The following is a 400-nucleotide window of genomic DNA, read 5'->3' as shown; positions in this document are numbered from 1 at the left end:
ACCACGGTGTGATTCATGACTGGGGTGAAGTCGTAACAAGGTAACCCTAGGGGAACCTGGGGTTGGATCACCTCCTTACCTTAAGATGTCGTGTTGTTGAGTGTTCACACAGATTGCCTTGATTCAAAGTAGTTAGAGCAAAGACCTGATGCGAAAGCGTCAGTGCTTATCTGGCTTAGGTCAGATGAGAGAAGCCCTATCATTGGGTTTTGGGATGTGAATAATGGCGCTCGGCCTCGCAGGCTCAGCACTCGCCATTACCCAAAATCTGCGCTGCTAACGCAGCGCAAAGATGATTTTGGGTCCCCTTCGTCTAGAGGCCTAGGACACCGCCCTTTCACGGCGGTAACAGGGGTTCGAATCCCCTAGGGGACGCCACTTCTCTTCTTGCTAACAAGAA

At 51.2% G+C, this 400-nt stretch carries 1 tRNA gene and 1 rRNA gene; both read left to right on the top strand.

Annotated elements, in window-relative coordinates:
* Positions 1-78, top strand: a 16S ribosomal RNA gene (locus KW824_RS20640); the annotation flags it as partial.
* Positions 79-302: 224 nt separating this feature from the next.
* Positions 303-378, top strand: a tRNA-Glu gene (locus tag KW824_RS20635).
* The last annotated feature ends 22 nt before the right edge of the window (positions 379-400 follow it).

Source organism: Aeromonas sp. sif0611, from assembly GCF_019218845.1.
Classification (GTDB): Bacteria; Pseudomonadota; Gammaproteobacteria; order Enterobacterales; family Aeromonadaceae; genus Aeromonas; species Aeromonas media.
This window is presented reverse-complemented; position numbering and strand designations above follow the sequence as displayed.